Annotated in this window: 21 protein-coding genes and 1 pseudogene; 8 read left to right on the plus strand and 14 right to left on the minus strand. The window is 41.8% G+C overall.

Going from position 1 to position 20,891, the window contains the following annotated elements:
* The first annotated feature begins 2 nt into the window (after positions 1–2).
* Positions 3–1,169 carry a glycosyltransferase gene (locus CAL7507_RS01445; protein ID WP_015126636.1) on the plus strand — a complete coding sequence of 389 codons (1,167 nt, stop codon included), beginning with the start codon at positions 3–5 and terminating at the stop codon, positions 1,167–1,169.
* A gap of 24 nt (positions 1,170–1,193) precedes the next feature.
* Here CAL7507_RS01445 and CAL7507_RS01450 read toward each other — a convergent pair whose 3' ends face one another.
* A complete protein-coding gene (locus tag CAL7507_RS01450; RefSeq protein ID WP_015126637.1) occupies positions 1,194–2,612 on the minus strand; it encodes an NB-ARC domain-containing protein in 1,419 nt (472 codons plus the stop codon).
* Between the two features lie 747 nt (positions 2,613–3,359).
* Between CAL7507_RS01450 and CAL7507_RS01455 the strand changes: the two genes are divergently transcribed.
* Positions 3,360–3,908 carry a hypothetical protein gene (locus tag CAL7507_RS01455; protein ID WP_015126638.1) on the plus strand — a complete coding sequence of 183 codons (549 nt, stop codon included), beginning with the start codon at positions 3,360–3,362 and terminating at the stop codon, positions 3,906–3,908.
* Positions 3,909–4,004: 96 nt separating this feature from the next.
* Here the strand turns inward: CAL7507_RS01455 and CAL7507_RS01460 are convergent, their stop codons facing one another.
* The 4 genes from CAL7507_RS01460 to CAL7507_RS01475 all read right to left on the minus strand — a co-directional run bounded on the left by CAL7507_RS01460 (position 4,005) and on the right by CAL7507_RS01475 (position 6,908).
* Positions 4,005–5,258, minus strand: a complete 1,254-nt coding sequence (locus CAL7507_RS01460) for a ribulose bisphosphate carboxylase small subunit (RefSeq protein ID WP_015126639.1) — start codon at positions 5,256–5,258, stop codon at positions 4,005–4,007.
* 238 nt (positions 5,259–5,496) lie between these two features.
* Positions 5,497–5,754, minus strand: a complete 258-nt coding sequence (locus CAL7507_RS01465; protein ID WP_083862859.1) for a pentapeptide repeat-containing protein — start codon at positions 5,752–5,754, stop codon at positions 5,497–5,499.
* Complete coding sequence (locus CAL7507_RS01470) at positions 5,730–6,173, minus strand: pentapeptide repeat-containing protein (protein WP_042341141.1); 444 nt, start codon at positions 6,171–6,173, stop codon at positions 5,730–5,732. Before CAL7507_RS01470 ends, CAL7507_RS01465 begins: the two co-directional genes overlap by 25 nt.
* Positions 6,174–6,218: 45 nt before the next feature.
* Positions 6,219–6,908, minus strand: coding sequence for a Uma2 family endonuclease (locus tag CAL7507_RS01475; RefSeq protein WP_015126640.1), 690 nt, complete (start codon positions 6,906–6,908; stop codon positions 6,219–6,221).
* Positions 6,909–7,033: 125 nt separating this feature from the next.
* On the opposite strand from CAL7507_RS01475, the gene CAL7507_RS01480 reads away from it, so the two are divergent.
* The gene (locus CAL7507_RS01480) at positions 7,034–7,957 is read left to right on the plus strand and encodes a transposase family protein (protein ID WP_015126641.1); all 924 of its coding nucleotides are present in this window, start codon (positions 7,034–7,036) and stop codon (positions 7,955–7,957) included.
* Between the two features lie 227 nt (positions 7,958–8,184).
* Here CAL7507_RS01480 and CAL7507_RS01485 read toward each other — a convergent pair whose 3' ends face one another.
* The 7 genes from CAL7507_RS01485 to CAL7507_RS32140 all read right to left on the minus strand — a co-directional run bounded on the left by CAL7507_RS01485 (position 8,185) and on the right by CAL7507_RS32140 (position 13,910).
* Complete coding sequence (locus CAL7507_RS01485; RefSeq protein ID WP_015126642.1) at positions 8,185–8,874, minus strand: Uma2 family endonuclease; 690 nt, start codon at positions 8,872–8,874, stop codon at positions 8,185–8,187.
* Between the two features lie 102 nt (positions 8,875–8,976).
* Positions 8,977–9,600 (minus strand): GDSL-type esterase/lipase family protein, encoded by a 624-nt coding sequence (locus CAL7507_RS01490; protein ID WP_015126643.1) that lies wholly within the window; start codon positions 9,598–9,600, stop codon positions 8,977–8,979.
* 44 nt (positions 9,601–9,644) lie between these two features.
* The gene (locus CAL7507_RS01495) at positions 9,645–10,475 is read right to left on the minus strand and encodes an aminoglycoside N(3)-acetyltransferase (RefSeq protein ID WP_042341142.1); all 831 of its coding nucleotides are present in this window, start codon (positions 10,473–10,475) and stop codon (positions 9,645–9,647) included.
* Between the two features lie 187 nt (positions 10,476–10,662).
* The gene (locus tag CAL7507_RS01500; RefSeq protein WP_015126645.1) at positions 10,663–10,992 is read right to left on the minus strand and encodes a ribulose bisphosphate carboxylase small subunit; all 330 of its coding nucleotides are present in this window, start codon (positions 10,990–10,992) and stop codon (positions 10,663–10,665) included.
* Between the two features lie 79 nt (positions 10,993–11,071).
* Positions 11,072–11,470 (minus strand): chaperonin family protein RbcX, encoded by a 399-nt coding sequence (locus tag CAL7507_RS01505; protein WP_015126646.1) that lies wholly within the window; start codon positions 11,468–11,470, stop codon positions 11,072–11,074.
* Between the two features lie 85 nt (positions 11,471–11,555).
* Positions 11,556–12,986, minus strand: coding sequence for a form I ribulose bisphosphate carboxylase large subunit (locus CAL7507_RS01510; protein WP_015126647.1), 1,431 nt, complete (start codon positions 12,984–12,986; stop codon positions 11,556–11,558).
* Between the two features lie 594 nt (positions 12,987–13,580).
* Positions 13,581–13,910, minus strand: a complete 330-nt coding sequence (locus CAL7507_RS32140; RefSeq protein ID WP_015126648.1) for a hypothetical protein — start codon at positions 13,908–13,910, stop codon at positions 13,581–13,583.
* Between the two features lie 28 nt (positions 13,911–13,938).
* On the opposite strand from CAL7507_RS32140, the gene CAL7507_RS01515 reads away from it, so the two are divergent.
* The 4 genes and pseudogenes from CAL7507_RS01515 to CAL7507_RS01530 all read left to right on the plus strand — a co-directional run bounded on the left by CAL7507_RS01515 (position 13,939) and on the right by CAL7507_RS01530 (position 18,482).
* Complete coding sequence (locus tag CAL7507_RS01515) at positions 13,939–15,093, plus strand: two-component regulator propeller domain-containing protein (protein WP_015126649.1); 1,155 nt, start codon at positions 13,939–13,941, stop codon at positions 15,091–15,093.
* 173 nt (positions 15,094–15,266) lie between these two features.
* Complete coding sequence (gene panB / locus CAL7507_RS01520) at positions 15,267–16,037, plus strand: 3-methyl-2-oxobutanoate hydroxymethyltransferase (RefSeq protein WP_015126650.1); 771 nt, start codon at positions 15,267–15,269, stop codon at positions 16,035–16,037.
* Positions 16,037–16,363: pseudogene (locus tag CAL7507_RS01525) on the plus strand (Uma2 family endonuclease); the annotation flags it as partial. The gene panB and the pseudogene CAL7507_RS01525, both read left to right, overlap by 1 nt.
* An 85-nt stretch (positions 16,364–16,448) precedes the next feature.
* Positions 16,449–18,482, plus strand: coding sequence for a serine/threonine-protein kinase (locus tag CAL7507_RS01530; protein WP_015126651.1), 2,034 nt, complete (start codon positions 16,449–16,451; stop codon positions 18,480–18,482).
* Positions 18,483–18,864: 382 nt separating this feature from the next.
* Here the strand turns inward: CAL7507_RS01530 and CAL7507_RS01535 are convergent, their stop codons facing one another.
* Both CAL7507_RS01535 and CAL7507_RS01540 read right to left on the minus strand, forming a co-directional pair.
* Positions 18,865–19,164, minus strand: coding sequence for a hypothetical protein (locus CAL7507_RS01535; protein WP_015126652.1), 300 nt, complete (start codon positions 19,162–19,164; stop codon positions 18,865–18,867).
* Positions 19,165–19,395: a hypothetical protein gene (locus CAL7507_RS01540; protein WP_015126653.1), complete on the minus strand. Its 231-nt coding sequence runs from the start codon at positions 19,393–19,395 to the stop codon at positions 19,165–19,167.
* A gap of 592 nt (positions 19,396–19,987) precedes the next feature.
* Between CAL7507_RS01540 and CAL7507_RS01545 the strand changes: the two genes are divergently transcribed.
* The gene (locus tag CAL7507_RS01545) at positions 19,988–20,842 is read left to right on the plus strand and encodes an HIT family protein (RefSeq protein WP_015126654.1); all 855 of its coding nucleotides are present in this window, start codon (positions 19,988–19,990) and stop codon (positions 20,840–20,842) included.
* Positions 20,843–20,891: the final 49 nt, after the last annotated feature.

Below are 20,891 nucleotides of genomic sequence, written 5' to 3' on the forward strand. Positions count from 1 at the left end.
TCATGGCGGCAATTGTCTTAGGGCTGACGCTTTTATCCTTAATCATATGGATAGGATTACTGATTTTACGGGGGCAGTTTTGGCGGGCAGATCAGCAATTAGAAGCAGCACAAACCCATCTGCAATCCTTACCTACAATTTGTGTAGTCATTCCGGCGCGCAACGAAGCTGATTTATTGCCAATTACCTTGCGATCGCTTTTACTCCAAGACTATCCTGGCGATTTCCAGGTGTTTCTAGTAGACGATCGCAGCACAGATGGCACAGCAAATTTTGCCGAAGGGGTAGCCCACGCAGTCAATAAACCCCAGCAATTACATATTATTGCTGGCGAATCATTACCCCCCGGTTGGACAGGTAAGCTCTGGGCAGTTGAGCAAGGTATTCAAAAAGCTAGTGTCTTTACACCAGACTATTTTTTCCTCACTGATGCAGATATTCAGCATGACGTGGGTAGTCTCCGGCGCTTGGTGGCTAAAGCTATACAAGAGGATTTAGACCTAGTTTCGGTGATGGTGCGACTCAGATGTGAAAGCTTATGGGAAAAACTTTTGATTCCAGCTTTTGTTTTTTTCTTTCAAAAACTTTACCCTTTTCGCTGGGTGAATAACCCAAAAAACGCCACTGCTGCAGCCGCTGGTGGTTCTATTCTGATTCGTAGAGAAGCCCTAGAACGCATCGGCGGGATTGCAGTGATTCGCCAAGCTTTAATTGATGATTGTGCCCTAGCGCGTGCTGTGAAGAAGAGTGGGAATGGCGGTATCTGGTTGGGATTGAGTACTTTAACTCGCAGTTTACGTCCTTATCCCTCTTTAGAGACGGTTTGGCAAATGGTGGCCCGGACTGCTTATACTCAATTGAATTATTCCCCATTCTTGCTAGGAGGAACCTTGCTAGCAATGACTCTGATTTATTTGGTTCCCCCTGTGGGGGTGATTGTGGGTTTATTGATGGGGAATTTAGCGATCGCCCTCACCAGCTTATCAGCATGGCTATTGATGAGTGTGGCTTACTTACCCACTATCCGGTTTTATCGGTGTTCTCCCTGGTTAGTCTGGTGCTTACCGGCGATCGCCTTTCTTTATACCCTCATGACTCTAGATTCTGCCATCCGCCATTGGCAAGGGCGAGGCGGCGCTTGGAAAGGTCGAGTTTACCGCACTCCATAGAGAAATGATGAATGCAAAAATAATTCATAATTTCTCGCGTAGCACCTGAGGGATAGTTTGATGCTGCTTACTAAATTGGATATTTAGGCTGATTTTATTAGCCGCTAATTGCTCAGTCAAGTATTCTCTAATCATCGGTGATAGCGAGAAAAGAGTAGCATTTTTATTAATCAGTTGCGACGAAGTTTTTTTAATTAGAGAGCGTTCTTGTAGAGACTCCAAAGCTTCTAGTAATTGTTGTGGTGATACTAACGTGGATATTTGCGATCGCAGTTCTGAAAATGAAACTGGCTGGTAATTAATTGCCAGCCAGTGTGTAATTTTCTTTTCTACCTCTGATAAACGATTAAGATGCTGTTTCACAAGATGATAAATCTCACCAAAAACTACTACATCCTGCTTAAGAAATTCGGCAATACTACCATCAAATAATTCTTGAATAGTAGTAGAGACAATATTTAATGCCAATGGATTGCCTGCATAGCGCTCAATTAGCTGATTCCACTCAATGTTAGAACTACAAAAATAACCTTTGGTATTAAATATTGCCTGTACTTCATTTGCCTGTAAACCTTGTAGATGAAAGACGCGAACGGGTAATTTTTTACCTTCCATTCGCTTAATTTGATTTGGCTTTTCCCTACTTGTTAGCATTAAACAACTTTGATGGGATGTTTCTCCCACTTGTTTAAAAAATTGACTATAAAATTCAGATTCTGAACAATAGCAACCATGTGCAAAATTAGATAAATCCTCTTTTAAAATTGTCTCTGCATTATCTAATATCAACAAGCAACGATATTTCTTGAAATAATTAATCAACAGGGAAATTCTACCTTCTACAGTTTCCGGTAAATGAATTGATGGCTCAATTGAGAAAACTTGGAGCAGATGGGCTAGCATATCTTTGACTGGTGGTGCATTGCCGAGACTGCGCCAAATCACAAACTCAAACTGTTCTTGAATTTGAGTAGCCAGTTTCACTGATAGCCAAGTTTTACCGATTCCACCCATCCCTAACAGCGTCACTAACCGACAGCGATCGCCAATGATCCATTGTTCCAGGGTTCCTAATTCCGCTCTGCGTCCGTAAAAAATAGATACATCTGGTGCATCATCCCAATCAATACAGTTGGGAATTTGGGATTCTGGATTCGGAATGGAGTTCCCAGTAGGCGGTAATTGATAATCACTTTGTTCCAACCGCAGCTTAAAAGCCTGGAAACAATAATTAAGGGTTCGCTGATCTACTCCAACTTGGCAACGAAATACTTTCATTAAGGTATCTGGATCTAAGCCAGTGCGTAAGCTTAGTTGTTCCAACGTGTAACGCTGATCTGAGTTTTCCTGACTTTCTGCCTGGCATTTAGCCGTGTGCAGTTTCTGAAATCCTTGATCGGTGAGAATTACACCACGTTTACGTTTCGGTTGTTGTTGATTCATCACAAGCCTATTGTGTTTATAAACACATGTCTAGTCTGGCGAAACTAACTATGTGAGGTATCTTAGCAAACTAGTCACTATAGTAAATCAACATCCAAAAAAATTCATTCACCAAGCGCGAGGCAAGAAGGCAAATAGGCAATAGGGGAAGAATTAGCCCCGAAGTGCATTAGACGTAGGTTGGGTGGAGGCTTTGCGTAACCCAACATTCTGATATCTGGTGGGTTTCACAAAGCTTCAACCCAACAAACCCCGCAAAATGTTGGGTTTCGTTGCTCAACCCAACCTACGAAACTTAAGGTTTTTTTTGCAACATTTAAGGCTTGCCACGCCACTACTTTTAAAGGTTTTGGGGTGATTAAATCACTTGTGTATACACCGTAGCCGAAGCAGGGAGAGGCTTAAAAAGCTTATTTTTTCGTACCAAGTTGTAGATTTTTTGCCCCTTCCCTACAAGGGAAGGGATTGGGGTTAGGTTCCGTCGAACTCACGTTTAATTAAAGAAAAATTTTGATTATTTTGCCCAAAAATAAAAACTTGTCCGAATATTAGGCGAGTTCAAGCATATGTTTTGATAAACTGGCGATATCTCAAAAGCTTGCTAGTCAAGGATTTTAGAAACTGATAGCTAAAAATTCTTAACTTCGTTAGTTAAGTTCCTAAACTTCGGTTGTCGATACTGGGTTGAAATAGTCACACTGTATCTAGTTCCAACGAGTACTTAATTCACGTACTGAGGTATTGAACATGTCTAGCATTAAAAAAATCATTGCTGGTTTTATACAGCCTGTTGTTGCTGCTTTTTTAGTAGTTTCGCTGGCATTTGGTTTTGCCGGCAACGCTTTTGCCCAATCTATTCCTTTAGTCAGCCTCAAAACAGGTGATACTATTGCCTTGCGTTCTGATACTGGCAAGTATCTGAGTCGGATTAATCGTGGCGGTGTAGATCCTGCGGAAGCTGCAAAAGATGCTGTTGATCCTTATTCTAAATTTAAGGTGACAGTCCTAGATGGCAATAAAATTGCTTTACAGTCAGACACTGGTAAGTTCCTCAGTCGCATTAATTATGGCGGCAATAGTGGTAGAAATGCAATTGAAGCTGCCAAGTCTGATGCTGATCCCTATTCCCAATTCAATGTGAAAGTATTGGATGGTGGTAAAGTCGCTTTACAGGCAGATAACGGTAAGTTCCTCAGTCGCATTAATTATGGCGGCAATGGTGGCAAAAATCCCATTGAAGCTGCAAAGGATGCTATTGATCCCTATTCTCAATTCCAGGTCGAAATCCTACCTTAGTCTTTATACCAACTTGGGTTAGGTAGCTTTATTTTAGCCACATCATACTAGAATTAAAAATCCCCGTCTCCTTTTGGGCGGGGATTTTGTCCGTGTTTAGTAGCCACCTTTGCCATTTGGACGCTGAATAATTGTCTCTATCACCCGCCGCTTGGCTTTGGGATCAATCCCCACTAAACGCAGATATTCACCGCTGTATTCTGCTAGACATGATTCTAAAGCCGATATAGCATCTGAGTGTGCATCGATGTGGGTATCTAGACAACTTTGCCAAGAACCTGTGCGGAAGCGGCGTTCATCTACATGTTCAATGCTAATTTTGTAACCCTGAGACAAAATTTGTCTGATTTGTTCTTGTGTTTCTAGGGTTAAATGTGGACTCGGATTCTGTGGTTGTTGAAACCCATTAGTTGATGGTTGACTAATTGGTGCTGCAAGTTCAGGGGTTCTAGCTTGACGATTTCTCCCTCTGTTGAGTCGGTTGTACTCATCAACCAACTGGGAATTTTCTACCCGTTTTTGTTCACCCACCATCAAGTTACCCGCCTCGATTAAGTGAGATAGCCCGAAATTTGGCTTTTTAAATTCTGGTGGCCCTTCAACGCTGTTAACCACACTCAAGGATACCTGCTCAAAACCTACTTTATGAATATAGTTGCGGATTTGTTCGTCATAAATACGCGATCGCACAGCGCTATAAAAGTCAATGGATTGATGAGGGAAAGTATCAACTAACTGTTCTACTTCCTTTCTTGAAAGTCCATCCGGCTCAAAAATCCCCCCCACAATCCCCACCTTATCATCCCTGTCAGGTTCCCAATAAAATTTCTCCATCCGACCATCACGAATCAATGGTGCATATAAAGTGGTAAAATCATTACCCGTAACAATAATCGGCACACGATGCAAAGGCGTAGAATCGTAGCTGCCAGGTAATTGCACATCTGTGGGATTATCAGCAATATTCATCAGTGTGGCGTTTACCAACTGGGTATTCACAGTATATTGAGTGCCTTCATCAAAGCGCCCCGCACCCGCATCTAAATCATTAATCATCAGCACGCACATCTTACCGCGCACTTTGATTAATTCTGCGGTTTCCCGATAGCGCAGCCGAATCAACCGCGCTGGATCTCCTGCATCTGGACTTTCCAATTCTCCGCCAGATATCAGAGTCACCTCAATACCCATTTTTTCAAAGACTAACTCACATTGAAAAGTCTTTCCCTCACCTTTGCGTCCATGTATCCCCAAAATTAGGGGAACTCTGACACCAGGAAGCTTCAAAAAATTTTTAGTGATGTGGACAGCAAGTTTATCGAGAAAGCGAGGAGCAATGTAGTAACTCATGGGTTCTGCTTAGGGATAGCTAGAACTAATGTTAAGTTTTTTTGGGGATGATTGTTTATTTATCTTTTCCTAGAAAAGGAGCGCTACCCAATTGGGATACACTGTAGGGTAACGGCATCAGTAAAATTATTTATAGTTTTTAAAACTAGTGGGAGCATCTTGCTCCCGAATGTAGTAGCGGGCAAGATACACGCACTACTCCAGGTTTCAAAATGGGCGAAGTTTATTTACTAATTTTTTATGCGTTGTCCGTCGTTTCTTCATCAACAGCTTTAACTATTACATTTGCATACCTTTGCAGAATATAAGCAGCTTGGAATGGATCTAAAATTGCCCCTTTAAGCTGACTTATATTAATTTGTAAACCTTCTATATTAGAACCTCGAAAATCTGTATTCTTAAATTTAGCATCAGCAAGGATAACATTATTCATTTGGCAATTTATAAATTTTACATTTGTTATAGAAGATTCTACAAACGTTGAATCTTCAAGGATACAATTATCAAAAAAACATGCTCAAACTTACTAAAATTAAATTGTGCTAATTGCCCTTGACAGCCTTTAAAAATAACATTTTTTAATCTGGACTTTATTGCTTTAAATCCCAATAACCTACAGTTAATAAACTCAACTCTATTAACTGAACCTTCTTCCCATTCAGTATTAGCAAAATCACTTTTATCAATTTTAACATCTTGTAGAGTAAGTTTTTTAAAGTACGTATTTATGGCTTTAACATTATCAAAGTATGCATACTGAAAATCTACTCCTTTAGTTCCCTCAAGCTGACAATTTGACAAATGTACATTTTTATAGCTTTCTAATTCATATAACTGGTTATCTGCTATACCCTTATCCATTGTTTCAGATGGAGGTAAATTAGGAGGATCAATAGCTGTATGTTTGCTAGGCATATGTTATTTTTTTTATTGAAATCATTTTATCTAAAAAACTACTTTTTAAGAATGCTTTGATAGTTGCTGCACAAATACTTGATGTTCTTGGGAGTCCAAACCATTTTGTAACACTGCTAAAACTTGCGTCATTTCTCCTGAAAGTAACCCTTGCACATTTAACCACAAACCAGGAAAAACTTGACTTTTTATCACTCCATCTGCACCGGGTTCTAATAATACATATTCACCATTTTGCAAGCTAAACCAATCGAGTTTATTCTCTAAACTCTGCCAAACAATATATTCTTTTACACCGTTGCGACGGTAGGCTTTTTTCTTGTCATATAAATCATTCGCGGCACTGCTAGCTGCAACTTCGGCAACTAATTCTGGCGCGCCTTCAATGTAGTCATCGTCACTAATATGTGCTTGTCCGCCCAATGTTTCATCAATTAACAACACAACATCAGGTTGGGGTTCATTGTCAAAATCTAGACGTACTGTGGCATTATCGCCGATTCTGACACCTGGGGTCATAATCATATAAGTGCCGAAGACAACTATTAATAAACTATGAGGTTCAGCATGACTGTTGAAACGTAAGGGTGAGGCCACGTATACTACTCCTTCTATAAGTTCTGCTTTTTTAGTATCTGGCATGGCGTGATAGCGAGTTTCAAATTCGTGGCGGGTGAGTCTATCACCACTTTCTAAGTATGGGATAGGTACATTTTTCTTGACTGATGCCGTCATGAGCAGATTCCTCAAAGGAATGTCTTTGTGTCTAGTATAGCTAAACTGATGTTTCTAGTAGACATCTCCAAAATAGTATATTTTGTGGTAAAAGAAAATCATAATAAGTTTTTTGACACAAAAAAATGAGTGAGATACTGAAATACATTGAAGAAAATCCAAAAGAAACACAGAGGTTAATAGGTCTGGAATATGAACAGTTACAACAACTAATCGAAAATGCGGAACGGCTACATCATGAAAAGCAAGCGACCGTAGAAGCGAAGAAAGTCAGACTTATTGCGGGAGGAGGAGGTCGAAAACCTAAATTATCTGTGAAAAAACAAATAATTTTAACCTTGGTCTATCTCAGGCATATGACAACATTTCAACTGCTAGGTATCCAGTTTGGAGTAAGTGAGTCTACCGCTAACGATACGTTTAACTATTGGTTGCCTAACTTGCGAGAGTTGCTGCCATCTAGCTTACTTGAACAAGTAAAAAAAAACGCTTCTGACTATGAAATAGTCAAAGAAATCCTGACAGAATATGAATTAATAGTAGATAGCTATGAACAAGTCAGGGAGCGACCTGGAGATAATAAAGAACAAGAAAAATATTATTCAGCTAAGAAGAGTAATCATACATTTAAAAGTCAAATGATTATCTTGCCAGAAGGTAAAGACATTGTTGATGTTGTGGCGGGAAAACCGGGTCCTAAAAGTGATATAACTTTATTCCGGGAATATCGTGATAACTTTGACCCCAAACAAAGATTCAAGGGAGATAAAGCTTACATCGGAGAAGATTTAATTACAACTCCCATTAAAAAACCTAAGAACCGCAAATTAACACCTGAACAAAAAGCACAAAACAAAGCATTTTCAGCTAAACGAATATTTGTGGAACATCGCATTAGATCAGTCAAAATCTTTCGAGTTGTCCAAGAACGATTTAGGTTAAATCCTCATAAGTATGAGCCAGTAATTTTGGCCATTTGTGGACTAGTAAGACTCCGAATTGGAACGCTAATATTACCATCACAAATATCGGTGATACCACCCAACTAGAATCAACGCACATTACTCAATATTTTTGCTGATTTATCAATAATTAACATCTCTAAGTCCGATTTTATCGTACATATCGCTAATTTCTTATGATTGCATTTATATCTTATACGCTAGTGAAATAGAAGCTTTCATCATTTTCGGAGATGTCTAGTATATTTGAGGCGCTATCTACCACAAACGCCGAATTGGATATGCATCAAAAATCTTCTTCTAATTTTTACTGCTTAAGAATGATTTGCTAACTGCTGCACAAATACTTGATGTTCTGGGGAGTTCAAACCATTTTGTAGCACTACTAAAACTTGTGTCATTTCGTCTGCACATAACGCCTGTACATCTAACCATAAACCGGGAAAGACTTGACTTTTGATCACTCCATCTGCACCCGGTTCTAATGACACATATTCATCATTTTGCAAGCTAAACCAATCGAGTTTATTTTCCAAACTCTGCCAAACAATATATTCTTTTACACCGTTGCGACGGTAGGCTTTTTTCTTGTCATATAAATCATTTGCAGCACTGCTAGCTGCAACTTCTGCAACTAATTCTGGTGCGCCTTCAATGTAGTCATCGTCACTAATATGTGCTTGTCCACCTAAGCTTTCATCGATTAACAGCACGACATCCGGCTGAGGTTCATTGTCTAAGTCTAGACGCACTGTGGAGTTATCGCCTAACTCAACACCAGGAGTGGAAACTTTGTAAGTCCACAACCAACCGATGAGATTCCCATGAGGTTTGCCATGACTGTTGAAACGCAATGGTGATGCCACGTAGACGACTCCTTCTATAAGTTCTGCTTTTTTAGTATCTGGCATGGCATGATAGCGAGTTTCAAATTCGTGGCGGGTGAGTCTATCGCCACTTTCTAAGTATGGGATAGGTACATTTTTCTTGACTGATGCTGTCATGAGCAGATTCCTCAAAGGAATGTCTTTGTGTCTAGTATAGCTAAACTGATCTTTCTAGTAGATTTGAGGCGATCGCTGATACTAAATTAAATTTAAAATCTTCTAGTGAGAAAACCAATTCAACCAACCATCCCAATTTTCTACTATGTTGGCAAATTCTGTATAACCCCCTGCTTGTGGATGTACACCGTCATTTGCTTTGGCCTCATCTATCCAAATTCTTGATTTTTCCAATATAGGAAATACATCTAAATAAGGCACATCTAGTTCTTGAGAAACTACAGCCAATTGATGAGATAAATCAGTATTTCTCTGTCTTCTTCCAGCGTCTTCCTGTTCTGCATATGGTGCTGGTCCAATTAGTAAAACAGGATATAACTGTTTAGCCACACTCAAAATATTGTAGGTATTTTCGACTGATTTTTTCAGTTCAACACGAGGTTTACCGTTTTCTATGCTTGTGTCATTTAATCCAAAAGAAAACACAACTCTCCCGTCATTTTCTTTTGGTAAACGAAGAGATACTTCCTGTAACCAACGTTTTGCTATATCAGTACTCGTATCTCGCCTAATACCTAAATTATAGTAAGTAATGTCATAACCTTTTTTATTAGCATTCACGCATATTCTACCTGTCCAACCAAGACATTCAGAATCCCCAGTACCGTTGACGAAGGAGTCACCAAAAAAACAAATTCTGATTTCTGGTAGAGATATAGTATCCATTACTTGTGTCTTGCCTAATCAAACCTAAAATTATGACTAGAAGTTTAGATATTATTTGATTGAGCAGTTTGCCTATAATTAGTTGTCAACCAATTAACTGCAAAATCAACACCATTTCTGATAGAAAATAATTTTATTTTGGCAGAACCAATTGTAGAGAATTTGACCTGACCAGTTTGTTCAAAAGCTGCGCCTATTTCTACAAAACAGTGATCGTTAAACTCAATATCTTTGTAAACTTTCCAGACTCGCACTCCTGCTTCCAGAATTGGCGCACCCCTGTTAACTTGCGGTGTTCGACCAACCCGATACTCAGCTAGATGAAAACTGGTACAGCGATCGCATCCAACTCCTAACAATAGCACCGAAGCGTTCAACTCATAAAGACGCGCTAATGGTGAATTTTCCCCTAGGGAGTTGTCAAGGGAGTGATTTGAGATAATTTCTTCGGCGTGCTTTCCCCAAGCCGCAAACGACACCTCTGGGTGAGAACTCCGCACTACGCCTTCCCAAGTTCGGAAAGTTTCCGCAATCTTACCCATACCTCTTGTAGGAGTCACCTTTGGATCAAAAGCTGGCATGGTTTCACGAATTATCGGCCACCACTCACTAGGGACTGGTGGCGCTTGCCATGCAGCTGGTTCAGACAAATCACTAGAATGGGTAGGCATTACCAGAGTTCCTGCTGGCGTAATCACATCCATCAAAGCTTGAACCACTGCGACTGAACCGCCACATACCCATCCCAGTGAACTGAGAGAAGAGTGTACTATCAGGTTTATACCTGGTGTTAAACCTGCATCGCACAAATCTGCAGCCAGACTTTGGCGAGTACGAGGTGATGGTGTGCTGACAACTACTTTTGATTCGCTCATTTTGCATAAAAACCCTGGTCTTTGAATTCTTAAGACACAGTGGTGTAGCCAAAAAAATATGAGGTTTTGTAAGTATTTGTGTGCTTTATTAGTCAATAAACAAAAGAGGTAGATGATTCTACCTCTCATATGTGGGGATAGATAAATTACTTAATCTGCCCCATCATTAATTACAGATTGCCAACTTTTAGTATCTGCTGGGTTTGTGAACAAGAAAGCTGAGAACTTGGCACTGCTTGATGTTGTCAAAACCCACTACACGGATGTAGCTGTTGTTGAATTGAGAACGGCATCCTTGGACTTCGCTCAGTACTTCTTGAGTAGATTTAGCGCCGAACAAAGGCAACTTCCACATTGTCCAGTACAATTCTGTTGGCTCAGAGGTCTCATTGAACTCGATCGCTGGAATGTAACCTTGATTCAAGATGTACTGTACTTGCTTGGCGATTTGAGCGTCAGTCAGGGGGGGAAGATAGGAAAGGGTTTCGTAACGACGCTCTTTTGGTAAAGTTTGCATGGCTTGTGATAATGGGTTGCGATTGACACTAGTTATTAATGAACAGTTATTCAGTTATCAGTTAAAAAGCGATCGCTATTCACTGTTCATTGTTTGGTTCAGCAATGCTTTGCTGTTCTGCTTGCAGACTGGGGTTTGATGTATCTATTCGGGTGATGCGTTCTAGATGCTGGCGGCGTTGTTCCATGTTGGCTTGCTGAATGCCAGTGCGAACCATTTCGGGTAAGAATTCGATGATTTCTTCGGCGATATGTTCTCTGACAGTCATTATCCGCAATGCCAAATCTGGTTTTTCCCGGAACAGTTGCTCAAGATAAGCTTCTCCATCGTGAATTTTATCAGCGGAAAAGTTATGTAACCAAAGCTCCAGTGGTGGATTGGTTTCACCTAGCTGTGCCAGTACCGTCCTCAGTGCCTGATAGGTCAGATAACGTTGGAGAGTCTTGGCTGTGTCTTTCGCAATTTGCTTGAGATTCATGCTTGACCCCAGCCCTTATGAATTTTAGATTTTGGATTTTGGATTTTTGATTAATCTAAAATCCAAAATCGCAAATCTAAAATTATCAGACGGTATCCATTGCTTCAAACTCGAACTTGATTTCTTTCCAAAGTTCGCAAGCAACAGCTAGTTCAGGAGACCACTTAGCAGCTTCGCGGATAATATCGTTACCTTCACGAGCCAAGTTGCGGCCTTCGTTACGCGCTTGTACAACAGCTTCCAAAGCGACGCGGTTAGCTGTAGCACCAGGAGCGTTACCCCAAGGGTGTCCCAGAGTACCACCACCAAACTGCAGCACGGAGTCATCACCAAAGATTTCTACCAATGCGGGCATGTGCCATACGTGGATACCACCGGAAGCAACTGCCATTACGCCAGGTAGAGAAGCCCAGTCTTGGGTAAAGTAAATACCGCGAGACTTGTCTTGCTCAATATAGTTTTCACGCAATAGGTCAACGAAGCCCATTGTGATTCCACGCTCACCTTCCAACTTACCAACTACTGTACCGGTGTGGATGTGGTCACCACCAGACAAGCGTAGGGCTTTAGCTAATACACGGAAGTGGATACCGTGGTTCTTTTGACGGTCAATTACCGCGTGCATCGCCCGGTGGATGTGCAGCAAGATACCGTTATCACGACACCAACGAGCCAATGTGGTGTTGGCGGTGAAGCCGGCAGTGAGGTAGTCGTGCATGATGATGGGCTGTTTGAGTTCTTTAGCGAACTCAGCCCGTTGCAACATTTGTTCACAGGTGGGGGCGGTGACGTTTAGGTAGTGACCTTTGATTTCACCGGTTTCGGCTTGGGCTTTGTTGATGGCTTCTGATACGAACAAGAAGCGATCGCGCCATCTTTGGAATGGTGCTGAGTTGATGTTTTCGTCGTCTTTGGTGAAGTCCAAACCACCGCGTAAACACTCGTATACCGCGCGTCCGTAGTTCTTAGCAGATAGACCTAATTTGGGCTTGATGGTACAACCCAGCAAAGGACGACCATATTTGTTTAGCTTGTCACGCTCAACTTGGATACCGTGGGGAGGTCCTTGGAAAGTCTTGATGTAAGCTACAGGGAAGCGAATGTCTTCCAAACGCAGCGCCCGCAAGGCTTTGAAACCAAATACGTTACCGACGATAGAGGTCAATACGTTGGTTACAGAACCTTCTTCAAACAAGTCCAAAGGATAGGCAACGTAGCAAATATACTGGTTGTCTTCACCGGGAACTGGTTCGATATCGTAGCAACGACCTTTGTAGCGATCTAGGTCGGTGAGCAAGTCTGTCCACACGGTTGTCCAAGTACCAGTAGAAGACTCAGCCGCCACAGCAGCACCAGCCTCTTCTGGGGGAACTCCGGGCTGGGGTGTCATGCGGAATGCCGCTAACAGGTCTGTGTCTTTAGGTGTGTAATCAGGTGTGTAATAAGTTAGTCTGTAATCTTTAACCCCGGCTTGATACCCAGATTTTGACTGAGTCTTCGTTTGAGCGTAAGACATAAATTCCCTTCCAAGAAGTCACACTTTAATTACTTAATCAAATCACGTTATGTGCTGTTTCCCCTCACTCTGTTTCTTCCCCTGCTGAAAGGGGAAAACTCCAGAGATTTTTTGTTAGGGTCTACCTAATGGCCAAGGGTAGCGGTTTTTGCTAGGGAACTTTTGGTGAGGTATCAAAGACATGATCACCAGTTTCCTTGATTTTTCGAGGTACACGACTGTATATCTCTGATTTGCCTTCGTCCTAGGTATAAAAACTCTTTTTGTCTCTACTTCGCACAACTCTAAAATTTTTCCACCCCACCAAGCCTCTCTAAATAGGAAGGTTGGTTCTTACTCATAATCTGCTTTAGAAACTTCCAGGTATGTAGACTAGCTGCACATCTCCTAGATTTACACGCAATACACTGAGAGAAATTTTAATTGGGGCAGGCCAAAAAGAGTGGTAAGCGCAAGACAAAAATTGCACACCACGTAATTTGTAACTTGTCTCACAATATATCAAGAAATCAATAAGTTATTCTTTGAAACTTCTTAACTTATTTATTTAAATTTGTTATTACATAAAGTTTTAAACATTTTGTTACAAATAGTTTACAAAGTCTCTTGTATGGGCATGGGGATTGGGGATTGGGGACTGGGGATTGGGGATTGGGGATTGGGGATTGGGGATTGGGGACTGGGGATTGGGGACTGGGGATTGGGGACTGGGGATTGGGGACTGGGGATTGGGGACTGGGGATTGGGGAATGAGTAATGAGTAATGAGTAATGAGTAATGAGTAATGGGGTATTGATTATTTTTGTTGTCTTCCTCATCTCCCCGCACTCCCTCATCTCCCCGCACTCCCTCATCTGCCTCATCTTTGCTTGAGCGACAGAAAAATTGTGCTTGACGTTTAAAACATACAACCAAGGGGAACACTGAAATTAACCCTAAGCCAATTTAGGCAATGGGTACTGTTTTTAAAGGAAATGTAACCGTGGTATTGTTTTGCAAGCGTACTAGCGTATTGATGACTGCTTTTTTGGTGGGGTTGATCACTCTACCAAGTATTGGGATTGTGTCCATTACAAATCCGGTGAGGGCGCAAAAAACTGATAATCCAGTTCCGACAGCAAAAAACCCTGGTATTAAACCATCTGAGTTAGCACCATCTTACCCAGCTTCTCAGCCACCACCACGAGTAGCCCCCTTACCAGACCAGCGGGAAACGCAAGAACATTCGGTAGAAACAGATTATCGTGTCAGTAACTTACTGGGGGATTTTACGGGTAATCTTTGGGTCGGCTATGGGCGGGGATTGTCGCGGATTGACCCCAAAACAGGCAAGATTATCAGTCGCGTAAGTTTACCAAATGTCACAATTAGTGCTTTAGCCCAAGACAAAGTGGGGCGTTTGTGGGTGGGAAGTTATGGGGGATTGATCCGGGTAGAACCTCGCACTAGCGAAATCACAGCGCAAAATTTATTTTTGCCTTCCAAACGGGTATTGTCACTGTTGCTTGACAAACGAGGTTATTTGTGGACTGGAACTGATAGCGGTTTAGCTCTGATTAGTCCAGACCAAGGCTTAATTATGACAACATTAAAAAATCTACCTGGGGTCAGCGCTAATGCTCTCACCTTAGATGCTGAAGGTCAACTTTGGGTGGGTACTCTCGATGGATTGGTGCGAGTTAATACTGCTAATGCTTTGATTATCAAGCGTATCGCTGATTTACCGGGGACAACTGTACAAGCTTTAGCAATTAGTCCAGAAGGCTTAATTTGGGCGGCTATGCCGAATAATTTATTAGTGATTAATCCGAAAACGGGTGCTGTGCTGCGGTCTGTAACAGCCCTACGGGGACGTAACGTGACGGCGGTACGTTTTGCTAAAGATGGTAGTATCTGGGTCGGTACTAACAATGGTTTGTTACGATTAAATCCAAATACAGGATCTGTGTTAGACGAAGTTGCTGGTCTTCCTTCCAGTCGGGTACTTGCTTTGTCCCCTGATATTGGTAATAAATTATGGATTGGTACTAGTGAAGGTTTGGCTTGGTTAATGCCCAAATTAGGCAGCGCCCAACCCCATCTTGCTTTTAGTCGTGCTGTTAAATAAGGCATGGGGAATGGGGCATGGGGGAGCCACTGCGGTGGACGGGTTTCCCGGCATATAGCAAGTGGCGTCATAGGGCAGAGAGAGGAAAGAAATAACTCCTGACTCCCATCTCCTAACTCCCATCTCCTGACTCCTGACTCAGCACTCATTACTCAGCACTTATCACTCAAAAAATGGCAGTTACTACCCAGCAATTAATTCAATGGAAACAACAAGGCCGCGCCATCGTAGCGTTGACTGCCTGGGATTATGCGATCGCTCAACTTCTCGATGCCGCTGGTGTAGACTTAATCCTTGTGGGTGACTCTATGGCGGTAGTGCTGGGGTATGAAACAACACTGCCAATTACTCTTGATGAGATGATTTACCACGCTAAAGCTGTGCGTCGGGGAGTGAAGCGCGCTTTTATGCTAGTTGATTTGCCGTTTTTGACTTACCAAGAAAGCATCCCACAAGCGATACATTCAGCCGGCAGAGTATTAAAAGAGACTGGAGCGCAAGGGGTGAAGTTAGAGGGTGGCTATCCGGAAATGGTGGAGACTGTGGCTCGTTTAGTGAAAGCGGGAATTCCAGTTATGGGACATGTGGGTTTGACACCCCAAGCAGTCCATCAACTGGGTTTACGACAACAGGGTAAGACAGAAGCAGCTAGTGAGCGAATTTTACAAGAAGCGATCGCTCTCGAACAAGCAGGTGCTTTCGCCATGTTATTAGAGCATATCCCCGCAGATTTGGCAATGCAGATTACGCAAAAACTGCGGATTCCCACAATCGGTATTGGTGCGGGGGTACATTGTGATGGTCAAGTATTAGTTACGGCTGATGTCCTGGGACTTTCCCAAAAGCAGCCGCCATTCGCGAAAGTTTATACAAATCTGCGCGAGACGATTACCAAAGCTGTGCAGGATTATGCTGTAGATGTGCGAGAACGGAAGTTTCCATAATATATGAAGTGCGCTCTAGTCGCGTGGAAGTGTATCACTTAATAGAAGACCACTATGAATTAGTGCCAGCAAACGAACGCGGACATTACCCAATCAACGCTCTTGGTGTAGAGTTGGGTATTTGGTCAGGTCGTTATCAAAATGTAGAATTGCCCTGGTTGCGTTGGTGGGATGAGCAAGGGAATTTATTGCTGACTGGCGAAGAAAGAGCAGCACAAGCAGAGTTATTGTTAGAGCAGGAGCTTCAACAAAGGGAACTAGCAGAACAGAGGGTTGAACAGTTGGCGCAAAAGCTTAGAGAAATGGGTGTAAATTTGGATGAGTAAGTCTTAACTTTTATTTTGTCGTTTCTACTGGCAATAACTTGTAGCTAGGCGATAATCGAGCATATCTGCCAACATCAGCACATTTATGACCTGCTGCCTCAACCCAGCTTGCCACAATCCGCCTCATCCCGATAGCACACAGTTTTGCTCTAACTGTGGAATACCTTTAGTAGTGCTGAGAAACCGCTATCGTCCCATCAAATCAATAGGTGGTGGGGGATTTGGTAAAACTTATTTGGCAGAAGATATAGATAAGCTAAATGAAAAGTGCGTTATCAAACAATTTGCGCCGCAAGTTCAAGGAACAGCCGCACTACAAAAAGCCACAGAACTATTTGAACAAGAAGCAAAACAACTGCAAAAACTAGGGGAACATCCGCAAATTCCCACCTTGTTAGCGTATTTTGAGGAAAATAATTGCCTCTATTTGCTACAACAGTTTATCGACGGGCAGAATTTATTGGTTGAATTACAACAGCTAGGAATTTTCAACGAGCAAAAGACACGAAAAGTTTTAGTTGATTTGTTGAATATTCTTGCTGATGTTCACGCACACAAAGTAATTCATCGGGATATCAAACCAGAGAATATTATTCGTCGTCGGACTGACGATAAGTTAGTGTTGATAGATTTTGGAGCATCGAAGCCACTTAAAGCAACGGTGATGTCGAAACAGGGAACAAGAATCGGCTCCTTTGGATATGCATCGCTGGAACAAATGGAAGCAGGGCGAATTTATCCCGCCAGTGATTTATATAGTGTCGGTGCAACCTGCTTTCATTTGCTGACTGGAATTCACCCGTGGGAGTTGTGGAAGCGTCAAGGTTATGGCTGGGTGAATAACTGGCGACAGCATTTGCAACAACCTGTGAGTTGGGAATTGAAGCGGGTTTTAGATAAGTTGCTGCAAGAAGACTATCACCAGCGTTATGCATCAGCAGCAGCAGTTTTACAAGCTTTAAATCCACCACCACCGCCACCACCGCCACCACCGCCACCACCACCATTAAAACCAAATAATCTAGCGTTATGGGGTGCTGGTGTTTTGTTTGGATTTGCAGGATTTTTGTTTTGGCAATCTCGTACTCCTGTGAATAGAGATGCACCACGACCCAGCCCAACTTTTGTATCTACACCACAACCGATTAATTCTCCTCAACCAAGTCTGACTCCAGTAATCTCAGGAATTACCTTAGTTAATACCTGGCAATTAGATTCATACTTCTCGGTTCGGTCTCTCACCTTTAGCCCCGAACCTAAAGTACAAATACTTGCTGGCGGAGGTGGAGGTTACAACAGCACTATAAAACTGTGGAATGTGAATACTGGAAAGGAAATCCGCACTCTTTCATATCCTTATTACGATATTACTTCTATCACCTTTAGCCCGGATGGCAAAACTATTGCTAGCGGGGATAGTTCCCGGCAGATCAAACTGTGGGGTGTAGAGACTGGGCAGGAAATCCGCACCCTCACAAACCATACCTTTAGGGTTAATTCTGTTACCTTTAGTCCAGATGGCAGAACCCTAGCCAGTGGAAGTACGGACTACACGGTCAAGCTGTGGGATGTGGCGACTGGTGAGGAAATTCGCTCCTTCCAAGGGCATTCTATAGATGTTAATTCTGTTGCTTTTAGCCCAAATGGCGGAGTCCTTGCCAGTGGGAGTATTGACGATACTGTCAAGTTGTGGAATGTAGTTACTGGACGAGAATTTCATACTCTCAGAGGGCATTCCGATGATGTTACATCCGTTGTCTTTAGCCCAGATGGCAGAACCCTTGCTAGCGGGAGTTATGACAAGACTATCAAACTGTGGGATGCAGTGACAGGAGAATTAATCCGCACCTTTACTGGGCATTCCAGCTTTGTTAATTCAGTCGCCTTTAGCCCAGATGGCAGAACCCTTGCTAGCGGGAGTTATGACAAGACTATCAAACTGTGGGATGTGGCGACTGGAAAGGAAATCCGCACCCTTACTGAGCATTCCAGCTCTGTTAAATCAGTCGCCTTTAGCCCAGATGGCAGAACCCTTGCTAGCGGGAGTTATGACAAGACTATCAAGATTTGGCGAATAGAGTACAGTCCAAAAGAGGAAAAATACGACGGACGTGGATAGCAACTAAATTTACTGAGTTTTGACAATTGCCAACGAGTATTAAAGTAGCAAAGCTAGTATTGGCGTGAACACGACGGCATCTTTTGTTACCTGTTTCCAGAATTTCTCAGTCTCTTCTTTGCACTGATGCTCAACTATCCTGAAAGTGCGATCGCCTATAAGTTATCTTTAGTTGCAATCCAGTAAAATGCCTAGCAAGCAGAACTGCATATTTAGCCAAATCAATAAATTTAGAACAGAAACTTAAACTTTAATATTTTGAGAACGGGAGAATCGACAGGCAAAGAGGAATGAGTATATATCTGGTTGAGGTATCGGCTCAATGTGAAAATCATTTTTTCACCCAGCCAATGCTGTGTCATTTCCCGTTTAGTCTCTACTGCTAATTCCAAGAATCCACATATCTTAGATTCATAGAAAACTTCGGCACAGAGTCTAGCAAAATCAACTTTTTCCGCTTCTTCTTATTCTTGAGTATATCTAGATAGTTATCGGCGTAGCGAAAAGCAGATGCACGATCATAAGTAGCAATGGCTATAGCCTGCATGACAACTTTGGTGGGGGTTTCAGAGCCGGAAAACTTTTGCATTAAATTCAATAAATCCCCATGAGTTGCCGGCAAAGTAGCCTCTTTTACATTTTCTATCTCATCAAAATTATCTTCAATTAATGGTTCAAACATTTAATTTAATACCTCCCCGAAAGCATAAGATGCAAAACCTGTGATGAAATTTAGCTGCTGCTCACGACTTTGTAAGTTTTCTGGGAGTTCGATATTGGAACATCCTATCTCCCGCAAAATCTCCAAACAATAGGCACTGAGTTCGGTATATGAGGCTCTCTCCCACTTGAGAGCTACCTCTTTTGCCATCTCCAGATTGACTCGGATTACCGGCGTTGCAGGGTTTGTCATAAATTTACCCTAATAAACTGGATGATTGCAGTTTTGCTCAAAACCCCAAGTCTGCGTAACAGTGTTAATGCTGAATTTATTTAGAGGGGAAATTAGAAAATCAGGGTATTTACGGAATAGTTAGCAGCGCGATCGCTCACCTCGTTTTTTAATTGTTACACAAAGCTATTCCTAGTTTTGATTGCCTATTTTATATTAGCTAACAGACATTTAGCCTAAACAACCTTAGAGCCAACTGGTTTTTCAGTACTTATACTGACACTTGCTTACGTATTACCACTTAAGAGTTAAGTTTGAGACTGCTGAGATTGAGCAAAATAGGTTTTGTCAGAGTCTGGTGGTTCTTCGGCTGAGGGCAAGTACCTCGGCAGGTTGTACTCTAACATGGCTACTTCCTGAAAACTCAGCAAAACTATAGCGATTTATAGAGAAATTTGCTGTTGTAGAGTAGCGAACACCAACGTGCTGCTAGGTGTTGACCCTGAGGCGATCGCCCAAAGGATCACTATAATAACTATCTTAGCCATCAGCGACTCCCCAGACGGTAGAAATATGCACCTAACCGCAGGGGAGACATCTGCACCAAAATTTCATGCAACAACAAAAAAATCAGTTCAGTCATCTTACAGCGATCGAAAGAAATTACCTGTCATTTCCTGCACAGTTTTTATTAAATCAAAACCTGCTTCAAGGTAAAATACTAGACTTCGGGTGTGGCTTTGGCAATGATGTGAAGATACTACGCCAAAAAGGCTATGACATCACAGGCTATGACCCTTATTATTTTCCTGAATATCCTGAAGATAAATTCGATACTATAATTTGCTTTTATGTGTTAAATGTTTTGTTTCCTGAAGAACAAGCTAATACTCTTATGGAAGTATCCCACTTATTAAAACCAGGAGGCAAGGCTTATTATGCAGTGAGAAGAGATATTAAGAAAGAAGGCTTTAGAGAACATTATGTCCACAAAAAGCCTACCTATCAGTGTATTGTAAAACTTCCTTTTACTTCAATTCTTTCAGACGAAAGTCGCGAGCTATACGAGTATATTCATTACAATCATCAACGGAATTCATCTAATTATTGTATATTTTGCAATCCCCATAAATATCTTAAATTACTAACTGAGTCAGCAACTGCTTATGCTATATTTGATGGCTATCCCATCAGTAGAGGACATGTCTTAGTTATTCCTAAACGTCATGTTAGCAGTTATTTTGATCTACCATTTAAAGAACAATCTGCTTGCTGGTTAATGGTAAACAAAGTGCAAAAAATTCTCCTGGCAGAATTTAAACCTGATGGCTTTAATGTTGGCATGAACATCAACAGAGAAGCGGGTCAAAATATTTTGCACGCAAGTATTCATATCATCCCTCGTTACAAAGGTGATACTGTTGGTGTTAAAAGTGGAATCAGACAGGTTATTCCTAAAAGGAAATAAGGGAATGGGGATTGGGTATTGGAGAAATAACAAATGACCAATGACAAAT

This window comes from Calothrix sp. PCC 7507, from assembly GCF_000316575.1.
Taxonomy (GTDB): domain Bacteria; phylum Cyanobacteriota; class Cyanobacteriia; order Cyanobacteriales; family Nostocaceae; genus Fortiea.